17 protein-coding genes are annotated in these 20,083 nt (G+C 58.2%); 6 read left to right on the forward strand and 11 right to left on the reverse strand.

Features of this window, described 5'->3' with window-relative positions; translation table 11 throughout:
- The first annotated feature begins 100 nt into the window (after nucleotides 1–100).
- Nucleotides 101–1,540 (forward strand): TrkH family potassium uptake protein, encoded by a 1,440-nt coding sequence (locus Q1B40_RS21325; protein WP_299819266.1) that lies wholly within the window; start codon nucleotides 101–103, stop codon nucleotides 1,538–1,540.
- A 95-nt stretch (nucleotides 1,541–1,635) separates the two neighbouring features.
- Here Q1B40_RS21325 and Q1B40_RS21330 read toward each other — a convergent pair whose 3' ends face one another.
- Together Q1B40_RS21330 and Q1B40_RS21335 are read right to left on the reverse strand one after the other, a co-directional pair.
- Nucleotides 1,636–1,866: a hypothetical protein gene (locus tag Q1B40_RS21330; protein WP_299819269.1), complete on the reverse strand. Its 231-nt coding sequence runs from the start codon at nucleotides 1,864–1,866 to the stop codon at nucleotides 1,636–1,638.
- Between the two features lie 312 nt (nucleotides 1,867–2,178).
- Nucleotides 2,179–2,850: a YggS family pyridoxal phosphate-dependent enzyme gene (locus Q1B40_RS21335; RefSeq protein ID WP_299819272.1), complete on the reverse strand. Its 672-nt coding sequence runs from the start codon at nucleotides 2,848–2,850 to the stop codon at nucleotides 2,179–2,181.
- Nucleotides 2,851–3,075: 225 nt separating this feature from the next.
- On the opposite strand from Q1B40_RS21335, the gene Q1B40_RS21340 reads away from it, so the two are divergent.
- The 5 genes from Q1B40_RS21340 to Q1B40_RS21360 all read left to right on the forward strand — a co-directional run bounded on the left by Q1B40_RS21340 (nucleotide 3,076) and on the right by Q1B40_RS21360 (nucleotide 9,686).
- The gene (locus Q1B40_RS21340; RefSeq protein WP_299819275.1) at nucleotides 3,076–3,816 is read left to right on the forward strand and encodes a hypothetical protein; all 741 of its coding nucleotides are present in this window, start codon (nucleotides 3,076–3,078) and stop codon (nucleotides 3,814–3,816) included.
- Between the two features lie 152 nt (nucleotides 3,817–3,968).
- Entirely contained in the window at nucleotides 3,969–6,590 is a 2,622-nt protein-coding gene (gene leuS / locus Q1B40_RS21345) for a leucine--tRNA ligase (RefSeq protein ID WP_299819278.1), read from the forward strand.
- A complete protein-coding gene (locus Q1B40_RS21350) occupies nucleotides 6,577–7,152 on the forward strand; it encodes a hypothetical protein (RefSeq protein ID WP_299819281.1) in 576 nt (191 codons plus the stop codon). The genes leuS and Q1B40_RS21350 overlap by 14 nt, the downstream gene beginning before the upstream one ends.
- 133 nt (nucleotides 7,153–7,285) lie before the next feature.
- Nucleotides 7,286–8,326, forward strand: a complete 1,041-nt coding sequence (holA, locus tag Q1B40_RS21355) for a DNA polymerase III subunit delta (RefSeq protein ID WP_299819284.1) — start codon at nucleotides 7,286–7,288, stop codon at nucleotides 8,324–8,326.
- Nucleotides 8,327–8,492: 166 nt separating this feature from the next.
- Nucleotides 8,493–9,686 (forward strand): hypothetical protein, encoded by a 1,194-nt coding sequence (locus Q1B40_RS21360; protein ID WP_299819287.1) that lies wholly within the window; start codon nucleotides 8,493–8,495, stop codon nucleotides 9,684–9,686.
- Between the two features lie 108 nt (nucleotides 9,687–9,794).
- Here Q1B40_RS21360 and Q1B40_RS21365 read toward each other — a convergent pair whose 3' ends face one another.
- The 9 genes from Q1B40_RS21365 to hemE all read right to left on the reverse strand — a co-directional run bounded on the left by Q1B40_RS21365 (nucleotide 9,795) and on the right by hemE (nucleotide 20,009).
- Nucleotides 9,795–10,700: a ParB/RepB/Spo0J family partition protein gene (locus Q1B40_RS21365; RefSeq protein WP_068408461.1), complete on the reverse strand. Its 906-nt coding sequence runs from the start codon at nucleotides 10,698–10,700 to the stop codon at nucleotides 9,795–9,797.
- A 105-nt stretch (nucleotides 10,701–10,805) separates the two neighbouring features.
- Nucleotides 10,806–11,630 (reverse strand): ParA family protein, encoded by an 825-nt coding sequence (locus tag Q1B40_RS21370; protein ID WP_299819735.1) that lies wholly within the window; start codon nucleotides 11,628–11,630, stop codon nucleotides 10,806–10,808.
- Between the two features lie 20 nt (nucleotides 11,631–11,650).
- Nucleotides 11,651–12,235, reverse strand: a complete 585-nt coding sequence (rsmG, locus tag Q1B40_RS21375; protein ID WP_299819738.1) for a 16S rRNA (guanine(527)-N(7))-methyltransferase RsmG — start codon at nucleotides 12,233–12,235, stop codon at nucleotides 11,651–11,653.
- A gap of 71 nt (nucleotides 12,236–12,306) precedes the next feature.
- The gene (gene mnmG, locus Q1B40_RS21380; RefSeq protein WP_299819297.1) at nucleotides 12,307–14,193 is read right to left on the reverse strand and encodes a tRNA uridine-5-carboxymethylaminomethyl(34) synthesis enzyme MnmG; all 1,887 of its coding nucleotides are present in this window, start codon (nucleotides 14,191–14,193) and stop codon (nucleotides 12,307–12,309) included.
- 296 nt (nucleotides 14,194–14,489) lie between these two features.
- Complete coding sequence (gene mnmE, locus Q1B40_RS21385; RefSeq protein WP_299819300.1) at nucleotides 14,490–15,839, reverse strand: tRNA uridine-5-carboxymethylaminomethyl(34) synthesis GTPase MnmE; 1,350 nt, start codon at nucleotides 15,837–15,839, stop codon at nucleotides 14,490–14,492.
- Between the two features lie 463 nt (nucleotides 15,840–16,302).
- Nucleotides 16,303–16,890, reverse strand: coding sequence for a GNAT family N-acetyltransferase (locus Q1B40_RS21390; protein ID WP_299819303.1), 588 nt, complete (start codon nucleotides 16,888–16,890; stop codon nucleotides 16,303–16,305).
- Between the two features lie 112 nt (nucleotides 16,891–17,002).
- Nucleotides 17,003–18,268 carry a transcription termination factor Rho gene (rho, locus tag Q1B40_RS21395; protein ID WP_299819305.1) on the reverse strand — a complete coding sequence of 422 codons (1,266 nt, stop codon included), beginning with the start codon at nucleotides 18,266–18,268 and terminating at the stop codon, nucleotides 17,003–17,005.
- A 302-nt stretch (nucleotides 18,269–18,570) separates the two neighbouring features.
- Entirely contained in the window at nucleotides 18,571–18,999 is a 429-nt protein-coding gene (gene hemJ / locus Q1B40_RS21400; RefSeq protein WP_299819310.1) for a protoporphyrinogen oxidase HemJ, read from the reverse strand.
- 5 nt (nucleotides 19,000–19,004) lie between these two features.
- Nucleotides 19,005–20,009: a uroporphyrinogen decarboxylase gene (gene hemE, locus Q1B40_RS21405; RefSeq protein WP_299819313.1), complete on the reverse strand. Its 1,005-nt coding sequence runs from the start codon at nucleotides 20,007–20,009 to the stop codon at nucleotides 19,005–19,007.
- Nucleotides 20,010–20,083: the final 74 nt, after the last annotated feature.

The following is a 20,083-nucleotide window of genomic DNA, read 5'->3' on the forward strand; positions in this document are numbered from 1 at the left end:
ATCCGGGTCCTTGCATTTTGCGGTGCACAAGCAGATAAGGGCGTCATCTGAAACCGCACGACTGCCCTGCGGACAGCCGTCCATTGCGGATGCTCGGTGAATGAATTTTCGAGCCATAGCCTTACCGATCGGCCGTTTGCTCATCCTGATTTCCCTGTTGATGATCATCCCCGCAATCGCCGACGCCTTTGCGGCGCACCCGGATTGGCGCGTCTTTCTTGTCTCCGGCCTGGTCCTGGGAACAGCCGGTCTCCTGATGACGATGGCTTTTCGGGGCGAAAAACCGCCGATCCATTTTCGCGAAGCGATTGTATTCGTGAACGCCTCCTGGTTCGCTTTTTCCTTCGCCGGAGCCGTTCCCTTCTATTTCAGCGGTCTGGGGATCAGCTTTACCGACGCCTTTTTCGAAGCGGCCTCGGGGCTGACCACGACAGGTTCGACCGTGCTGACCGGTCTGGATGAATTTCCGCCGGGCATCCTGCTCTGGCGTGCCCTGCTGCAATGGGTCGGTGGCATCGGGGTCGTTGCCCTCGGGATCTGGCTGCTGCCGGGGCTGAGGGTCGGTGGCAGCCAGCTGTTTGCGCTGGAATCGTCGGAAAAAACCAGCAAGCCCTACGGCAAGATCGCGCCGTTCGTCTATCGGCTGCTCCTGCTTTACGGCAGCCTGACTCTCGGGTGCCTGCTTCTCTACCGGCTTTGCGGCATGAGCATATTCAACGCCATCGTCCATTCCATGACAACGGTCTCCACAGGCGGTTTTTCCACCTCGGACCAGTCCTTCTCCCAGTTTTCCGGAACGGCGGTCTACTGGGTCGCAAGCCTGTTCATGCTGTTGTCCAGCATACCGTTCCTGTATCTGATCAGAAGCCTGGAACGCAGACATTTCGACAGGGACGTTCAGGTCGGTCTCCTGCTTTTCTTCGTGACCGCAGCCTCCTTCGGGGTATTTTACTTCGAGCGCTTCATCGTCCATGACACGCCGTTCCACATGTTCACCCTGGCGGTGTTCAATGTTGTCTCGGTCATCACGACGACCGGCTATGCGGCAAACGATTATCTGCAGTTCGGACCGGCCGTGATCGCGATCTTTTTCGTTCTGACCTTCTTCGGCGGCTGCAGCGGCTCGACCGCAGGCGGTTTCAAGATGTTCCGCATCGCGATCCTGATCAGCTATATTCACGCCCTGTTGCACAGGATCGTGCGTCCGCACCGGGTGGCGGAACCCCGGTATCAGCGACACGCGGTCTCCGGCAACGTTCTTGAGGGGGTTCTGGTTTTCGCGGTTCTTTACGCCGGTGCATTCGCGGCGTTCTCCGTGATTTACATGATGCTGGATCTCGACCTGGAAACCGCATTGAGCGCATCGATCACGGCTTTGGCGAATGTCGGTCCTGGCGTCGGCAATATCATCGGTCCGTCGGGAACATTTCAGACACTGCCGGATACCGCCAAGTGGTTCCTGGCCGTGGAAATGATTATCGGCCGGCTTGAGATCATCGCCGCAATCCTGTTGCTGACGCCAGATTTCTGGCTCGATTGAGCCAACAGAAAACCACTGCCGGGACTTTCATCCCGGCAGTGGTCAGGAAATTCCGCTGTGCGCACAGCGGAAGGGGCAATTGCCCGAAACCGGATTTACGGCTGGACGGCTTCGAATTCGTCCGGATCGAGAAGGCTGTCCTGGTTCATGTCGGCGGCATTGAAGTCGTCTTCGGACAAGCTCGGTACAGCAGCCGAAATTTCTTCGAAGGTGACGAAACCATCCTGATTGCTGTCGACAGCATCAAACGACATGCCCTGTGCGAGCGCTGCGGTGGACACTGTGAAAGCACCGACAAGAAGAGCAGCTGTAAGACGTTTGGACATGAGATAACCTCCAAGGGTTTGGTTTTTCAGGCTTGTCTGCGCTGGTGAGCATCAATCTGCTCAAGCTCGGCAAGCCTTGCGTTCCGTCCATCCACCGAGCCCCTGCGACCCGCTGAACCGGAACAGCCAGACACTGCTTGCAGATCTCGGCGGCCGAAGGGCTGCTCTTGGGAAAGGTCACGGCATTGTTGTGACTGACAATGCCAATTCAGCCACCGGCCGGTCGAAATCATGTCATTTTCGATGATTTCAGGCGGATGTACGGCTGCCGATCACAATCAATGCGTTTATCTCGGCAACTTGCCCGGACCTTCAGGCATAATCCCGCGCGCCGAAAATCGCCGACCCGACACGAACACAGGTCGCACCGAAACCGATGGCGGTCTTGTAATCCGAAGACATGCCCATGGAGAGCTGGCTCAAGCCGTTGCGCCCGGCGATCTTTTCCAGAAGCGCGAAATGCTCTCCCGGCGCTTCGTCCACCGGCGGAATGCACATCAGACCGACGATCTTCAGCCCAACCTCTTCCCGGCATTCCTTGACGAAGGCGTCCACTTCCCCGGGAGCAATGCCGGCCTTTTGAGCCTCTTCGCCCGTGTTCACCTGGATAAAACAGGGCAGATCCCTTCCCTGCCTGTCCATTTCCGCTTTCAGCGCCCTGGCGATCTTCGGCCGGTCGATTGTCTGGATGACATCGAAGGTCGCAATGGCTTCCTTCGCCTTGTTCGATTGCAGCGGCCCGATCAGATGCAGTTCGATCCCGTCAAATTCCGCGCGCAAAGCCGGCCATTTGCCCATCGCTTCCTGCACCCGGTTTTCACCGAACATGCGCTGCCCTGCCGCAAGAACCGGACGGATGACATCCGCGTCATAGGTCTTCGATACCGCGATCAGGCTAACAGAGCCCTCCTTGCGGTTATGCATGGTCTCGGAGCTGCGGATATCGGCCTTCACCTCTTCCAGACGTTCGGTTGCAGACACCATGAAATGCTCCAGTTGGACGGGGGTTTTGAACCAGGGAAGGCACCGGTCAAGCGAGTTGAAGCCGGTATCGATCCTGTCACCTCATAGCAGATTCATGAAAATCCCTTCAAACCCTTCTTGGCCCTTCTTGGAGTTCTTTCCATTTGCAGACAATTCTTACGCTTTTATTCATTTGTTTTGCCCACGATCCGCCTCCATGGACCAGTATCATTCCCGGAATTGCGAATGACCTCGGGTGGACTTCGCATATTTGCAGTGTTTCTCGCGTTTGTTCTCCAGAACACCGCCGCGAAGTCGGAAACCTTCACCTTCGCGATTGGCGACTGGCCACCCTTCACGTCACAGGACGCCCCCGGCTTTGGCCTGCACGCACGAAAAGTCGCCGAGACATTCCGAGCCGCCGGACATGACGTCGATTTCGAGTTCTTTCCATGGCTCCGATCGCTGGAAATGACGCGGCACGGCAGCATGCCCGCGACTTTCTCCTGGATCTACAAGAAGGACAGAGCCCTGGACTTCATCTACCCGGAAACGCCCATAGATCTGGCCAGATACGTCTATTTTTACCGCAAGGACCGGTTCCCGGACGGCCTTGAAGACCTGTCCTTCGAGGAAATCGAGTCACGCGGGCTGACGGTCGTCGGCATTCCCGGTTACTGGTACGAGACGCCGCTCGAGGAGGCGGGGGTCCTCTTCCAGGCGGTACCGCAGGAAAAACAGGCCTGGAACATGCTCGCACACGGCCGGGCGGATCTTTATATCGAAATCGACCGTGTGGGCCTGGCCCACAGCCACGCCGTGCTCAAAGACGAAGCGGAAGCCATCGCAATGTCGGAGCCGATCCGTATCTTCCCGCTCTACATCCTTTTCAGCAAGGCCCACCCGGATGGAGCCCTGATGAAGGACATCTGGGATAAATATGCCGACCCGGCACGTATTTCTTCTGCCGGATCTGCGATCCGATAGCTTTACGAATGCGGCATTGCGAAATAAACAGGCAACAGCGAGATCAATCTCTTCTCACATGTTGACCCCGGACATGATTTCTGGTGACAGTCCGGCAGTCAATCATTCAGGAATTCCGCCGGTTCAGGCGGCAGGAACAGACGGCGCATTTGATGGCAACGGAACGGTACAACGCGCGCGAAGTAGAAGCGCGCTGGCAGAAGATCTGGAACGACAAGGACGTTTTCGTCACTCACAACGACGATCCGCGCGATAAATATTATGTCCTTGAAATGTTCCCCTATCCGTCCGGGCGCATTCACATGGGCCATGTGCGCAACTATGCCATGGGCGATGTCGTTGCCCGCTACAAGCGCGCCAGGGGGTTCAACGTTCTCCACCCGATGGGCTGGGACGCTTTCGGCATGCCCGCGGAAAACGCCGCGATGCAGAACAATGTTCATCCAAAAGACTGGACCTACGACAATATCGCCGCCATGCGCGACCAGCTCAAGATCATGGGTCTGTCCCTCGACTGGAGCCGGGAATTCGCAACCTGCGACGTAGGATACTACACCCAGCAGCAGCGCCTCTTCCTGAAATTTCTCAAGGCCGGTCTGGTCTACCGCAAGAACGCCAAGGTCAACTGGGACCCTGTCGACATGACCGTGCTGGCCAACGAACAGGTCATCGACGGCCGCGGCTGGCGCTCGGGTGCGCTTGTCGAGCAGCGCGAACTCACCCAATGGTTCTTCCGCATTTCCGATTATTCGGAGGAACTGCTGGAGGCGATCGACGATCTTGACCGCTGGCCGGACAAGGTGCGCCTGATGCAGAAGAACTGGATCGGCCGGTCTGAAGGCCTGCGCATCCGGTTTGAGTTCACGCAGGCGGCTCCGACGGGTGACAAGACCCTGGAGATCTTCACGACACGCCCGGACACCCTGTTCGGGGCTTCCTTCATGGGCCTCTCCCCCGATCACCCGATTTCGGTCAGGGTTGCAGAGGACAATCCTGAGCTCAAAGCCTTCATCGAGGAATGCCGCAGAGTTGGCACCTCCGAGGAAGCCATTGAAAAGGCAGAGAAAAAGGGTATCGACACCGGTCTTCGCGTCAAGCACCCGCTCGACAGCTCGATCGAGCTGCCCGTCTATGTCGCCAATTTCATCCTGATGGACTACGGAACCGGCGCCATTTTCGGCTGTCCAGCCCATGACCAGCGCGACCTGGATTTCGCCCGCAAATACGGTCTGCCGGTCAAGCCCGTCGTCCTGCCGAACGGAGCCGATCCCGCGACCTTCGAAATTGGCGACGACGCTTTCACCGACGAGGGCGCCATCTTCAATTCCGACTTCATGGACGGTCTGTCCATTCCCGATGCGAAGGAAGCCATTGCCGGCAAGCTGGAAGCCGTCAAGGTTGACGGTGCTCCGCAGGCCGCGCGCCAGGTGAATTACCGTTTGCGCGACTGGGGCATCTCGCGTCAGCGTTACTGGGGTTGCCCGATCCCGGTCATTCACTGCGATGACTGCGGCGTCATTCCCGAAAAGGATGAAAACCTGCCGGTTGAACTGCCGGAAGATATCAATTTCGACAAGCCTGGCAATCCTCTCGACCGCCATCCAACCTGGCGTGAGACCAGCTGCCCGAATTGCGGCAAACCGGCGAAGCGCGAAACCGATACCATGGACACCTTCGTGGATTCCTCATGGTATTTCGCCCGCTTCACGGCACCGGACTGCGACCAGCCGACGGATCCCGAGGCCGCCAACGGTTGGCTTCCGGTCGATCAGTATATCGGCGGCATCGAACACGCGATCCTGCACCTGCTCTATTCGCGTTTCTTTACAAGAGCCATGCAGAAGGTCGGCGCCCTGGACCTGAAGGAACCCTTCAAGGGTCTCTTCACTCAGGGAATGGTGACCCATGAAACCTACCGGCTCGGCGAAGGCGCCAACAGCCGCTGGGTCTCCCCTACCGAAATCCGTATCGAGGATGACAACGGCAGCCGGCGGGCAGTTCTGCTGGACACCGGTGACGAAGTCTCCATCGGCTCGATTGAAAAAATGTCGAAGTCGAAAAAGAACACTGTCGACCCGACCGATATCATCGATACCTACGGCGCCGATACTGCGCGCTGGTTCATGCTGTCCGACAGCCCGCCGGAACGCGACGTCATCTGGACCGAGGACGGCGTCCAGGGCGCCTGGCGGTTCGTGCAGCGCGTCTGGCGTCTGATCGGCGACATCTCGGAAAAGACCGAACCGCGCGGAGGCAAGGCCCCCGAAGTCTCCGGCAAGGCACTGGAGCTGCGCCGCGCCAGCCACAAGACCCTGGCCGCGGTTTCCAACGATCTGGAGAACCTCGGCTTCAACCGCGCGGTCGCGCGGCTCTATGAGTTCGTCAACACGATCGGCAAGGCACTGAACGACAGCCTGGACGACAGCGCGATGGAATATGCTGTCCGCGAGGCCGCGGATTTCCTGGTGCACATGATGGCACCGATGATGCCGCATCTGGCGGAAGAATGCTGGTCCGCCATCGGTCACGACAACCTGATTTCCGAAGCCGCATGGCCGCAAACCGACGAAGCTCTCCTCGTCGAGGCTTCCGTCACCTACCCGATCCAGATCAACGGCAAACGGCGCGGTGAACTGACCATTGCAAAAGAGGCTTCCAAAGAGGAGGTCGAAGCGGCTACCTTGGCGCTGGACATCGTTCAGAAGGCGCTGGCCGGAAGTTCGCCGAAAAAGCTCATCGTGGTACCGCAAAGGATCGTGAATGTCGTTGTTTGACAACATCTTCAGGAGCAGCAACGTGCTTCGGCGCGTGACCCTTTGCGCCGCCCTTGGCGTGGCCATGACACTGGGCGCCTGTCAGGTACGCCCGCTTTACGGCACAAGCACCGGCGAATTCGGTGGTGGCACCTCGCCCGTTACCGCGGAAATGGCGGCAATCGATCTCGATTCCATTCCCAGCCAGTTCGCGAACGACGACGCCTCCCGGGTGCTCTACAACGAACTCATCTACCGGTTTGAACGAGGTGCAGGGTCACCGGCGAAGAGATACCGCCTGAAGGTCCTGATGGATGTCGGCAGCTCGGAAGTCGGTGTGGAACGGTTCGCGGATGTTCCCTCCGCCTATACGACCACGATGAACTCGACCTTCGTTCTCAGCGACATCAACACCAATGAAACACTCCTGACCGGCCGGGCCTTCAAATCCGCCTCCTATGACTTTTCGAACCAGCGCTTTGCCAACAAGCGCGCCTACCGGAATGCACAGGAACGGGTGGCAAAGGCCGTTGCAGACGATATTTCCGCCCGGATCGCCGGCTATTTTGCCAGCCGGTCCTGAGAAAGACCTGTAATCGAAACCGATTGCGGCCTGACTGTTGACCGGTCTGGAAGTTCCGGAGCATCCTCCCGGCAGTCATCCGAACGCAGGATGGATGCCCTGAACAACAGCTAATCGTGGGAGCCGACCGGCCTTGACCGTCCTGAAAGCCGGAGAAATTGACCGGTACGTCGCCAATCCGCCTGCGGATGGCGGAGTCGTTCTGATTTTCGGTCCCGACACCGGCCTCGTCTCCGAACGGGCGGCACGTCTGGTCAAGAAGGCCTCGGAAGGCGAAGACGATCCGTTCAATCTCATCAAGATCGACGCCGCGGACATCAGTTCGGATGCGGATCGACTGATCGACGAAGTGCTGACCGTGCCTCTCTTCGGCGGACGGCGGATCGTGTGGGTGAAGGACGCAGGAGGTAAAAATCTCAACCCCGCCCTGGAGCCGGTCCTCAAACTGGAAGATTGGCAGACCCTGGTCGTTCTGGAAGCCGGCGACATCAAGAAAGGGGTGGGTCTTCGCAAACTCGTCGAATCCCACAAGCGCGCAGTCGCACTGCCCTGTTATGCGGACAACGATCGCGGCATCGATCAGCTGATCGACGACGAGACGAGGGAAGCCGGACTGACCGTTACCCGCGAGGCCCGATCCGCGCTGCACAGCCTTCTGGGCGGCGATCGCATGGCCAGCCGCGGTGAACTCAAGAAACTCTGCCTTTATGCCCTCGGCAAGGGGCGAATCGAGAGTGAGGATATCGAAGCCATTATCGGCGACGCTTCGGCATTTGAAACTTCCGAGCTGATCGACGCCGCCGCATCCGGAAATCTCGGCTTGCTGGATCACGGTCTTGAGCGGCTGTCGGAAGCTGGTTCCAAGGCCTCGGTGATCGCAAATCAGGCGTTGAAACATTTCCAGCATTTGCACCGGATGCGAATCGATATCGACAACGGCAGGAATGCCCAGCAGGTCGTCGACAGCCAACGGCCGCCGATATTCTTCACCCGCAAGGCAAGTTTCACGCAGCAGCTGCGCATATGGTCGCTGAAGGATCTCGAGCGCGCGATGGGCATCCTCAGCGAAGCCACCAGGATCTCGCGTCTGAACGACCCGCTTGGCGTCCCGGTTCTGTCAGAAGCACTGCTGACATTAGGCCGTGCCGCGAGAGCCCGCAACCAGCGGCGCTAACAGACCTGAGCCCCACCAATCCGCATCGGTTTCGGTTGCCGGCGCACATTGCCTGAACGTTGTACCAAGGACAGTTGATGGGAACCCGGAGCGGGCTCATTGCTCTCTTGTTCAGGAAAACCGGACTGAATAGTATTCCTGATATATCTACTTACGGGCGGTCGGCATGCTTGGTACCTGGCTTGATTTCACTTATGTTTTCCGAAATTCGGCCTCGGTTCTCATTATCGGGCGGCCCGAACAGTTCGACTATATTCTGAAATTTCCGGGCATTGCCCGCCTGGTCATCAGAGACGAGGACGATTTCCTCGCCCGCTTCAACAAACATCTTCTCGTAATGACCGAAGCCGAGATCCAGAAGTTCAGACTTGCGACCCTGGATGACGGCCCGTTGTGCGTTCTGGAGGATGATCCCAAAGAGTTGGTCAGGCGTGTCGCCGGGAAGATCGGATTCAAATTCTGGGCAATTGAACTGCCTCAGGATCTGTTTGATTATCTGCATCACCAGTATTCTCTGGAGTCTGAAGCTGAAAAGGAAAATCACGGCACCCTGGACCCGGGTACAGGCAGCGCTGCGACCAGGGAGGAACTGGGGATTTTCAGCCTTGAGGAATTCGGCATCCTGGCGATGGAAAAACTCAAGTCCAGCGCACAGGGCCAGGGCCCGCTCCCCAGCCTGGTCGATGCCATCGCTGCTCTGAAAAGCGAAGCAGGACGGCAGGATTTTTTTGCCAAACTGGGCGTCGGCCAAAAGGCGAAAGTCAAGCTGGTCAACGGCAAGCTGTATGTCGTGATCACGGGCAGAGCCGGATTGAGGCCTCTCCTTCCCGGCATCAAATTCCTGCCAACCAACCCCAAGGTGGCAGAGTTGGGCCTAAGCCTGCCGAAACAGGTCAAAAACCTGAAGCACGGGCTCAAACTCAACATAATCTTCACGGTCCCCATAGAGATCGTATCGACATTTCTCGACGACGAACGGCAATGGAGGGACTTGCTCGGGGTCTTTGCCACCACCGGAATAATCTCGGTGATCACCCAGCTCATCATGTGGGGCATCGGTCTGGCAACGGGGATCGTGATCGGCACGGGACTAGTCGCCTCGGGCATCCTGATCGTGGGGGCGTTGGTTATTTCAGGAGCACTTGCCTATATCGCCAACGAATTGGGCCTGGACAGGAAAATAAACGACGCGCTTCAGCGTATTCCATCTCTCATAGACAAGGGCTGGGTCAAACTGGGCGAGAAGATCGAAGAGGCGATTATGTCGAAGAGCGATGTTCCGGACAGAAAACTGACCTTGCAGCTCATTGAAGATTCTCTGAAATACAACTTTTTCCCGGACATGCTGAAATACAGGTAGACCTGCCACGAACTGGAAAGCAGCCCGGCGAAGCACCGCAGGTCTTTCCAGGCACCCCACCGCTTGGCAGGAGCCCGGGAACGAAATTCTACCAAATATTAGAACAGCTTAGCGGTTTTCGACTCCGAGCTTCCGGCACAGTTCGTCGAGTTGTTCCAGAGACGTGTACTTGATTTTCAGGTCGCCGGTTTCCTTACCCGGTTTGTGTCCGACACTCACTTTCAGGCCGAGCGTGTCGCTGAGACGCTTTTCCAAAGCCTTGGTATCGGCATCCTTTTGCGGCTTTTCGCCGGGTGCCTTGTCGCCCTTCATTCTGGCGAGCGCATCCGGGTCCTGAGAGATCTTCTCTGCGTCGCGAACCGTCAGGCCCTTTTCCACGATCAGCTCGGCCAGCGCCGCGGGGTCGTCCACGGTGATCAGGGCGCGCGCATGTCCGGCCGTCAGCAGTCCCTCGGCCAGATAATCCTTCACCGAATTGGGAAGCTTCAGGAGCCGCATCGTGTTGGCGACATGGCTGCGGCTCTTGCCGATGACCTTCGCCAGTTCGCCCTGGCTGTAGCTGAACTCCGCGGTGAGTTGCTCATAGCCCATCGCCTCTTCGATCGGATTGAGATCGGCGCGCTGAACGTTTTCGATGATGGCAAGCTCGAGCGCTTCCTGATCGGTCACATCGCGAATGATGATCGGAGCTTCGTGCAAACCGGCGCGCTGCGCCGCCCGCCAGCGGCGTTCCCCCGCGATGATCTCAAAACGGTCGGTTTTACCGGCCGCCGGGCGGACCAGGATCGGCTGGACAATGCCCTTGGACTTCAGGGATTCAGAGAGATCGCCAAGATCTTTATCGGTAAAGGTTTTGCGCGGGTTGCGTGGATTGGGTTCGATATGTTCGATCGGCACCTTGCGTGTGTCGCGAAAGAACTTTTCCGGCTCCGCCGCTGCTTCGGGAGCCGAATCCCCGATCAGGGCCGCCAGGCCACGGCCCAAACGCTTGCTCTTGACGTCTCTTTCCGCCATACCGCACCTTTTTCTTCTTATATTTCAATACATTAGGACGCGACAGCTGTGCCTCGAATGCTGTCACGCGCGTTATTCATCAGTTCGGATCCGATTCGAACCGGCTCAGGCAGCCACGCGCCGAAGTTCGCGCTCGCGCTGAATGATTTCCGAAGCGAGGCGCAGATAAGCCTGGCTGCCGGCGCATTTCAGATCGTACAGCAGAACCGGCTTGCCGTAGGACGGCGCTTCCGAAATACGCACATTGCGCGGGATCACGGTATCGTAAACAGCATCGCCCATGGTCTCGCGCACATCGGCGACCACCTGGCTGGAGAGGTTGTTGCGGCTGTCGTACATGGTCAGCACGATGCCATGAATGCTGAGCTCGGGATTAAGAGCATTCTTCACCTGCTCAACGGTGCTGAGCAACTGGCTGAGACCTTCAAGCGCGAAGAATTCACATTGCAGAGGAACGAGGATGGAATGTGACGCCGAAAGAGCATTGATGGTCAGCAGGTTGAGCGACGGCGGGCAATCGACAAGCACATAGGTGAAACCGATTTCCTGGAACAGCCGTGACTTGCTCAGCGCTTCGATCGCAGCCCTCAGCCGGAACGCCCGGTCGGTGGTCGCTGCGATCTCAAGTTCCAGACCGAGCAGATCCATCGTCGAGGGCGCGACCCACAGCCGCTGCACGGTTGTTTCGCGCACGGCTTCCGCCAGCGAGCAATCGCCGCTCAGGACTTCATAGGTCGAGAGCCCGCGGTCCCTCCGCTCGATCCCGAGGCCGGTCGACGCGTTGCCCTGAGGATCGAGATCGATCACCAGGACCTTTTCCCCGATGGCAGCCAGAGCCGTCCCGAGATTGATGGCCGTCGTGGTTTTACCCACTCCGCCCTTTTGGTTTGCAAGCGCGAGAACGCGCGGCGACTCGGGAAGCATGTTCATTGCCACCAGACCTTCCTGGGCTACTCAGACCGGGCTGAAATTTCTGAAAAAAGAAGCATCCGGCTCGTTGGATCTACAACACTTACCTTTTCTACCAGATCGAAGTCCCAACGGGCAGAGGCTTCGTTAACTTCTCTCTGAAAATCCTGACCTTTGTGGAAAACAGCTTTCGCTCCCTCCCTTGTGAAAGGTTCCGATAACTGAAAAAGCGTTTCCAGCGACGCGAGCGCGCGGGCCGAGACCGCATCGACTTTCCCTAGCGACCAGTCTTTCGCAACCGATTCGATTCTGCCCGGATGAACCGTGCCTTTCGAACCCGTCTCACGAAGCGCCGTTCTCAGGAAGGCGGCCTTGCGTTGATTGCTCTCGATCATGTGCACATGGGCTTCGGGGTCGTCGGCCAGAAGGATCGCCGTGACCACCCCGGGAAATCCGGCGCCGCTGCCGATATCCACCCAGGTCCTTGCCTCTGGATAAGTCCACAAAGTCTGAAGACTATCGACCACATGCCGGGTCCAGATATCCGGGATCGTCGACGGTGCGATCAGGTTTTGTGCGGGTTGCCACTTGAGAACGAGGTCCACATAGACCTGCAGACGCTCCAGAGTTTCACGTGAAACATCCCCATATTTATACACAACCTGTCCAGAGGTATTCAACACGTCGGAACGGCTCATTATGCCGCTCCCCGCTGACTGTTCCGCTTCAGATACGATAGGATCAGGGTAAGCGCCACAGGTGTCATACCGTCCATGCGGGAAGCCTGACCAAGGGTTGCCGGACGGACATCCAGCAGCTTCTGCCGGACTTCATTGGAGAGGCTGGAGATTGCTCCGTAATCGAAACCATCCGGGATCTTCAAGGCTTCGTCCCGCTTGAGAGCTTCGATATCAGCCATCTGCCTGTCGAGATAAACCGCATACAGCGCATCCGTCGCCACCTGTTCGGCAATGGCCGGATCTATGTCCTTGAGCTCAGGCCAGACGAGTGTGAGCCCGTCGTAAGTCACATTCGGATAGGAAAGCAGATCGAAGGCGGATCGGCGGATACCATCCTGATTGACCGGCAGACCCCGCTTCTGCGCCTCGGACGGCGTCACGACAAGCCGCGTCAGGAGCGCCCGAGCCTCTTCCAGGCGCGCCAGCTTGGCCTCGAAGGCCTCCCGCCGGGTTTGGGACACACAGCCGATCGCGATGCCCAGCGGTGTCAGTCGCTGGTCGGCGTTGTCGGCACGAAGCGACAGCCGGTATTCCGCTCTGGAGGTGAACATCCTGTAGGGCTCGGTAATGCCTCTGGTAACCAGGTCATCGATCATCACGCCGATATAGCCCTGGGACCGGTCCACGATGAAAAGCGGCTTTTCAGCAACACGCAGGGCGGCGTTGAGCCCCGCCACGAGACCCTGGGCGCCCGCTTCCTCATAGCCTGTCGTACCGTTGATCTGGCCGGCGAGATAAAGTCCCGGGCAGCGTTTGGCTTCCAGCGTCTGCCGCAACTCGCGCGGATCGACATGATCGTATTCGATCGCGTAGCCCGGCTGCAGGACAACCACATCTTCAAGACCCGGGATCGTTTTCAGAAAAGCGATCTGCGCGTCTTCGGGCAGCGAGGTCGAGATACCGTTCGGATAGACCGTATGATCGTCGAGGCCTTCCGGCTCGAGGAAGATCTGATGCCCGTCCCGATCCCCGAACCGGACGATCTTGTCTTCGATCGACGGGCAGTAGCGTGGCCCCCGGCCCTTTATCTCGCCGGAATACATCGCCGAACGGGATAGGTTTTCCCGGATGATCCGATGGGTCTCCGGGGTCGTGCGCGTGATGTGGCACGGGATCTGCGGTGTCGTGATCCTGTCCGTCAGCGTGGAAAACGGTACCGGGTCATCATCGCCGGGCTGTTCCTCCAGCCGATCCCAATGGATCGTCCGTCCGTCCAGCCGGGCCGGAGTTCCTGTTTTCAGACGGCCGAGGTCGAAACCGATTTCCTCGAGCGAAGCGGACAGCCCCATGGCCGGCGCTTCACCGGAGCGCCCTGCAGGGATCTTCTTGTCACCGATATGGATCAGGCCGCGCAGAAAGGTGCCGCTGGTGAGAACGATTGCCTTGCAGGAAACGATCCGTCCGTCGCTCAGGTCGATACCGGAAATGGTCCGGTCGTCTCCGGCGCCATCGAACCGCAATTCATGCGCTTCGCCTTCAACCACAGTCAGATTATCGATTGCCGAGATTTCGCGCTGCATGGCTTCGCGGTAAAGCTTCCGGTCGGCCTGGGCCCGCGGGCCGCGCACCGCAGGCCCCTTGCGGCGATTAAGCATCCGGAACTGGATACCGCCCTGATCGGCAACACGACCCATCAGTCCATCGAGTGCATCGATCTCCCGAACCAGATGCCCCTTCCCCAGGCCGCCGATTGCCGGGTTGCACGACATCACTCCGATCGTGTCAGACCTGTGCGTGACCAGCGCGGTTGACGCACCGAGCCGGGCAGCAGCGGCGGCAGCTTCACAGCCCGCATGCCCACCACCGATAACGACGACATCGAATTTCAGGTCCAGATCACTCATTATCTCTACCGCCTGCAAGGCACTTCGGCGACCTTGAGCCGCTCACATTATCCAGATCGATTTTGGGATCGCGTTCCGGCGTCTCACGCCAGACTATCACATGCAGGATATCCGGCACATGTTTGCGAAGCTTATACGGCGCAAGCCCTGCTACGTCAAAGTGGATTTCCGGCGGGCGATCACCCCCCATCGCCGGTATCCCGTTTCAGCTTGCAACAATCGTATCGGATTCACGTGAAACATGTTCCGGACCTGAACCGACCCGCAGCCAGGCTGAATGATTCACGTGAAACAGGTCACTTGCCGATACAGAAATCCCGAAAGATCACATCGAGCAGATCCTCCACATCGATGCGCCCGGTAATGCGTCCAAGGGCATCCGCCGCCCTGCGCAGGTCTTCCGCGCGCAGTTCCGCCGGCAGATGCTCCGCTTCCACGGCTGTCTGAAGACCGGACAGGCAGGCACCGAGATAATGTCGATGCCTGTCCCGGGTGGCGAGTGGCGCTTCACCCACGGAAATCATTTCCTCTGCAAAACGGGTTAAGCGGCTCAACAGCGGCGCAAGTCCGTTCGGATTCCTGATGGAACAAGGAATTTCCTCGGTCATTCCGGAAGAGTCTTGTTTCGGAAGAGTCTCAAGATCTGCCTTTGTGTGCACAGTCCAGACCGGGATGACCGCACGGAGATCTTCCGGCAAACCCGCTTCAGGGTCGTCGGCCGGAACACCGCCCGGTTCCACAGCCCAAAGAATCAGATCGGCTTCCCGCCCTTTCTGTTCCGCACGGCGGATCCCTTCACGCTCGACAATGCCGTCGGTCACGCGCAGGCCTGCCGTGTCGGCCAGTGTTACGGGGTAGCCGCCAAGATCCAGATGCACCTCGATAACGTCCCGCGTTGTTCCTGCTTCTTCGGTAACGATGGCCACATCCCGTCCGGCGATCCCGTTCAGCAGGCTGGACTTGCCGGCATTCGGCGCTCCCATCAGAACAACCTGGAGACCGGAGCGCAGACGTTCCCCGCTTCTGGAGCGCGCCAGATGATCGGCGATCTCTACATGAAGCTCGGCGGCTCCTCCCCAGACCTCATCGGCAACGCTGCCTGGAACATCCTCCTCATCGGCGAAATCGAAGTCGGCCTCGATCATCGCGCGCATATGGATGAGCCTCTTGCGCCACCCCTCATAGAGACTGCCGAGCGCCCCGCCCATCTGGCGCAGCGCCTGCTTCCGCTGACCCTCCGTTTCCGCGGCGATAAGATCGGCCAGGCCTTCGACTTCGGTCAGATCCATTCGGCCGTGATGGAACGCCCTGCGGGTGAATTCACCTGCCTCCGCCGGCCGGCAGGTTTCGAAGGAACCAAGAACACCGAGCAGCCTGCTTACGACGGCGCGTCCGCCATGGCACTGGAACTCGGCGACATCCTCACCGGTGAAGCTCGCCGGGCCTCGGAAATAGAGCACCAGAGCCTCATCCAGAACGTCCTGTGTGTTCGGGTCCCGAAGCCTGGCCAGCATCGCCTTGCGCGGCTCAGGCACACGCCCGCAGAGGGCTTCGACAATCTCGCTTGTCATCGGTCCCGACACACGGACGACGGCGACACCGGACGGCACAGCTCCGCTGGAAAGCGCATAGATCGTATCAGCCATGAAAACCTTTCCGATGAACCCGGTCTTTTTTGTAGGCCCTGCCCGGTCACACCGGATGCGGACTGCCTCTTTATCAACAATGGCCCCGGACCGAAAGGCTCCCACCGTATCCGTTCCGCGGACGAATCAATCGCTGTGGCAGCGGTTCCCGGTCGGACGCAGACCCACCGCGGTAGTCACACCGAACTCTTGTTTCACGTGAATCAGTCAGCCGGCACTCAGAACAACTGACCTGTAGTTCCGGGAATGGCCAACCCGGCGGATCCCAGTGCAGGTTAATCAAGGCAACTGCCGAGAGCACGGGATCATTCCCGAGTCCGTTACGGAGATGAATCAAAACGCATCCGGTGGTCAAATCCTGCTCTTGGGTATGAGTTTTCAGACCGGCACCGATTCAATCTCGCGGTTGCCTGAACCACCGTCCAACGAAACTCGGGTAGACCCTGTTTCACGTGAATCGAGATCAGCCGCTTTCGCCAACATCAGACCCATTGCGCCAGTCATCGCGGCTCAATCGATAAAGAACATGTGGTGCGACGGGATGATCGCGAGGCAGGCTGGGATGAAGAAAGTCGCCATCATGGTCCCTCCGCATGCCGATACGCTGCATGACCTTCTGAGACGGAAAATTCTCGGGAATCGTGAAGGCGACAATTTCTTCAAGCTCGATAGTTTCAAATCCGAATCGAAGCCATGCCCTGGCAGCCTCGCTGGCATAGCCTTTTCCCCACGCCGATTGCTTCAGCCTCCAGCCTATTTCCACACACGGATCGAACGGCAGCGGCGCGACATAGTCTGGACGGCTCAAGCCAACAAAACCGAGGAACTCACCACCTGCCTTCGCTTCGACCGGTGACATGCTGAAGCCATGCTTCGCCTGCTTTTGCCGGCATCTGGAGATCAGCAATTCACTCTTTTCCCGGCTCAAAGGTTCCGGGAAATAGCGCATAACGTCTGGGTCGGCACACATCTCCGCAAAGGGATCGACATCCTCCTCGCGCCAGGCTCGCAAGAGCAACCGACTGGTTTGCAGAAATACGGGTTCTGTCATGAGTACGGGTCCGAATCGAATAGGCTGATTCACGTGAAACAAATCTTAACAAAAAGTAAAGGCGCGAACCCTTCCGGGCCGCGCCTTTCGCATTGAGCCTGATCGCTGGAGATCAGGTGTTCATGCTGTCGAAGAATTCGTCGTTCGACTTGGTCTGCTTCAGCTTGTCGAGCAGGAACTCGACCGCGTCGACCGTACCCATCGGATTGAGGATACGCCGCAGAACGAACGTCTTCTTGAGCCGTTCGTGCGGAACCAGAAGCTCTTCCTTCCGGGTACCGGAGCGCTGAATGTCGATGGCCGGATAGACGCGCTTGTCGGAGATTTTCCGGTCCAGGATGATTTCGGAGTTACCCGTACCCTTGAACTCTTCGAAGATAACCTCGTCCATGCGGCTGCCGGTATCGATCAAGGCCGTCGCGATGATCGTCAGCGAGCCGCCCTCTTCGATGTTACGCGCAGCACCGAAGAAACGCTTCGGACGCTGCAGGGCGTTTGCGTCCACACCACCGGTCAGAACCTTGCCCGAAGACGGCACGACCGTATTGTAGGCGCGGCCGAGGCGGGTGATGGAATCGAGCAGAATGACAACGTCACGACCATGCTCGGTCAGGCGCTTCGCCTTTTCGATCACCATTTCGGCGACCTGCACATGTCGGGAAGCCGGCTCGTCGAAAGTGGACGACACCACTTCTCCGTCAACCGTGCGCTGCATGTCCGTCACTTCCTCGGGACGCTCGTCGATCAGAAGAACGATCAAATAGCATTCCGGGTGGTTCCGGGTGATGGACTTGGCAATGTTCTGCAGGAAAACAGTCTTACCCGTCCGCGGCGGCGCGGTGATCAGCGCGCGCTGGCCCTTGCCGAGCGGTGCCACCAGATCGATGATTCGGGAAGACAGATCCTTGTTGGTCGGATCCTCGAGTTCCATCCGGAAGCGTTCGTCCGGATACAGAGGCGTCAGATTATCGAAGTGAACCTTGTGCCGGGCTTTGTCGGGATCTTCGAAATTGATCGTGCTGACCTTGAGAAGGGCGAAATACCGCTCACCTTCTTTCGGGCTGCGGATCTGGCCTTCGACGGTATCGCCCGTCCGCAACGAGAAGCGGCGGATCTGCGAGGGAGAGACGTAGATATCGTCCGGTCCCGGCAGATAGTTCGCATCGGGAGATCTGAGGAAGCCGAAGCCGTCTTGCAGAACCTCGACAACACCTTCTCCGATGATGTCTACGTCCTGGGCAGCCAGGTTTTTCAGGATGGCGAACATCAGCTCCTGCTTGCGCATGGTGCTGGCGTTTTCGACTTCGAGCTCCTCGGCAGTCTGAAGCAGCTCTGTCGGCGTTTTTGCTTTTAGATCTTTAAGTTTCATTTCCCGCATCGAATTGGGGTCTTTAATGTTGTTATGGAGATATGGTTTGGAAGGTCGTTCTGAACCGCAAGGGATGGGTCGGCCAGGATGTATCTGAAAGACTTCTAGGCATGTCCAGATTACACGGCGATTGCTGAGTGACTGAAAACAAACACAGCGCCGTTTTGGAAGTGGCCGGAAGATACGTTTTTTTCAAACGAATCGCAAGCCCGGAATTCTGCCGATTTCAGAGGCATAAATATGCCTTTTTCAAACATGGCCGGAACAGCCGCCGAATGACGGCTGACCCGGTTTGCCGAAAAGCTCTCGTTTTAAAAAGGCTTGCCGATCACCAGGATAACGATGCCGATCATCAGCACCGTCGGTACCTCGTTCAACACGCGGTAAAAGCGGGCTGTCCGGGTGTTTTCATCCCTGGCGAATGTCTTCACGCAGCGGCTCAAATAGCCGTGAAGCCCTGACATGAGGATGACAAGGGTCAGCTTGGCGTGAAACCAACCATCCCGCCAGGCGTCCAGTTCATAGGCCATCCAGAGCCCCAATATCCAGGCCACGATCATGGAAGGATTGATGATCGCCTTGAGTAGCCGGCGTTCCATCACCTTGAAGGTTTCCGATTGCGGGGAGCCGACTTCCGCTTCCGCATGATAGACGAACAGCCGCGGCAGATAGAGCATTCCCGCCATCCAGGCGATGATCGCGATGACATGCAGGGATTTGATCCAGAGAAACAGATCCATTTGCCCTAACCCTTCTTCACCAGCTCGACCATGCGCGCCACGTTTTCAGGATCCGCATCCGGCGTCACGCCATGACCCAGATTGAAAATCAGCGGGCCCTTGTCGAATGTCCTGAGAATATGCTCGACGCCTTCCTCGAGAGCCTGCCCGCCGGCAACCAGCCGCATCGGGTCGAGGTTGCCCTGGATGGGAACCCGTTTCTGGATATCCAGAGCCAGAGCATCCGGAGCGGTCCAGTCCAGTCCGACCGCATCGACACCCGTCCCCTCGATATAGGCTGTCATTCGCGCCGAGGACGCTTTTGGAAACCCGATGATCTTCGCATCCGGCCGCACCGCCTTCACACCCGATACGATCCGGGCTGTCGGTTCGATCGACCAGCGCCGGAAGCCGGCGTCGTCCAGCACCCCGGCCCATGTATCGAAGATCTGCACCGCATCCGCGCCCGCATCGAGCTGGCGAATGAGATAGCGGATGGAAGCTGTAACCAGCTGATCAACGAACCGCTGCATTAGATCCGGATCGCGATAGGCTCCCACCCGCGCCGCGACCTGATCCTGCGTTGTGTGCCCGGCAACAGAATAGCAGGCAACCGTCCAGGGCGCCCCGCAGAAGCCCAGCAGCGTCGTTTCCGTGGGCAGTTCCGCTCGAAGACGGGAAACCGTCTCTATCACCGGTTTGAGATGATCCTCTGCACGGTCCTGTTCGAGCTGATCGACGAGATAGGATGTCAGTGGTTCCAGAACCGGACCACGTCCTTCTTCAAAACGAACCGGATACCCGATAGCGTCCGGAACGACGAAGATGTCGGAAAACAGAATACTCGCATCAAAACCATAACGGCGGATCGGCTGGAGAGTGACCTCTGTGGCCAGGTCGGGGGAATAGCAGAATTCCAGGAAGTTGGGAGCCTTGGCGCGGACTTCCCGATATTCGGGAAGATAGCGTCCGGCCTGACGCATCATCCAGACGGGAGGCGGCCAGATCTTTTCTCCCTTGAGAACCCTCATTACGGATCTGTCTTCAGACTTCACGAGGCTGCGCCTTTCCCACTTTTCAATCCTAATAAAGAGTCTTTATTTGA

It is taken from the genome of uncultured Roseibium sp. (assembly GCF_947496995.1).
Lineage (GTDB): Bacteria > Pseudomonadota > Alphaproteobacteria > Rhizobiales > Stappiaceae > Roseibium.

Coding starts and splice junctions, on each gene's coding strand:
- Q1B40_RS21325 (WP_299819266.1), top strand. CDS start 101: ATGAATTTTCGAGCCATAGCCTTACCGATCGGCCGTTTGCTCATCCTG.
- Q1B40_RS21330 (WP_299819269.1), bottom strand. CDS start 1,866: ATGTCCAAACGTCTTACAGCTGCTCTTCTTGTCGGTGCTTTCACAGTG.
- Q1B40_RS21335 (WP_299819272.1), bottom strand. CDS start 2,850: ATGGTGTCTGCAACCGAACGTCTGGAAGAGGTGAAGGCCGATATCCGC.
- Q1B40_RS21340 (WP_299819275.1), top strand. CDS start 3,076: ATGACCTCGGGTGGACTTCGCATATTTGCAGTGTTTCTCGCGTTTGTT.
- leuS (WP_299819278.1), top strand. CDS start 3,969: ATGGCAACGGAACGGTACAACGCGCGCGAAGTAGAAGCGCGCTGGCAG.
- Q1B40_RS21350 (WP_299819281.1), top strand. CDS start 6,577: ATGTCGTTGTTTGACAACATCTTCAGGAGCAGCAACGTGCTTCGGCGC.
- Q1B40_RS21360 (WP_299819287.1), top strand. CDS start 8,493: ATGCTTGGTACCTGGCTTGATTTCACTTATGTTTTCCGAAATTCGGCC.
- Q1B40_RS21365 (WP_068408461.1), bottom strand. CDS start 10,700: ATGGCGGAAAGAGACGTCAAGAGCAAGCGTTTGGGCCGTGGCCTGGCG.
- Q1B40_RS21370 (WP_299819735.1), bottom strand. CDS start 11,630: ATGAACATGCTTCCCGAGTCGCCGCGCGTTCTCGCGCTTGCAAACCAA.
- mnmG (WP_299819297.1), bottom strand. CDS start 14,193: ATGAGTGATCTGGACCTGAAATTCGATGTCGTCGTTATCGGTGGTGGG.
- mnmE (WP_299819300.1), bottom strand. CDS start 15,839: ATGGCTGATACGATCTATGCGCTTTCCAGCGGAGCTGTGCCGTCCGGT.
- Q1B40_RS21390 (WP_299819303.1), bottom strand. CDS start 16,890: ATGACAGAACCCGTATTTCTGCAAACCAGTCGGTTGCTCTTGCGAGCC.
- rho (WP_299819305.1), bottom strand. CDS start 18,268: ATGCGGGAAATGAAACTTAAAGATCTAAAAGCAAAAACGCCGACAGAG.
- hemJ (WP_299819310.1), bottom strand. CDS start 18,999: ATGGATCTGTTTCTCTGGATCAAATCCCTGCATGTCATCGCGATCATC.
- hemE (WP_299819313.1), bottom strand. CDS start 20,009: ATGAGGGTTCTCAAGGGAGAAAAGATCTGGCCGCCTCCCGTCTGGATG.